Annotated in this window: 1 pseudogene; it reads right to left on the bottom strand. The window is 59.2% G+C overall.

Annotated features, from left to right (window positions below):
• Window positions 1-8: 8 nt before the first annotated feature.
• Window positions 9-228: pseudogene (locus tag AF337_RS18830) on the bottom strand (LysE family translocator); the annotation flags it as partial.

Raw genomic sequence — 228 nt, 5'->3', positions numbered from 1 at the left:
CCATCACTCTACTTTAGCATCGGCCAGAGGCTTAGCACCAAGAGTATCGCCATGCTGATATTGAACCACTTCAACCGCACCGGATCGGAAAGCCATTCCCGCAGCGCCGAGCCGAAGCCTGCCCAGGTCGAAACGCTGGGCACATTGACCGCCGCGAAGGCGAGACCGACGATCAGCACGCTCACGAGGTAGAGTTGCGGATTGGTATAGGTCGCCATCGCCGTGACC

This window comes from Rhizobium ecuadorense (assembly GCF_001187535.1).
GTDB classification, from domain to species: Bacteria; Pseudomonadota; Alphaproteobacteria; order Rhizobiales; family Rhizobiaceae; genus Rhizobium; species Rhizobium ecuadorense.
Note: the sequence above shows the minus strand (reverse complement) of the source record. Positions and strands in the feature narration are given on the sequence as shown.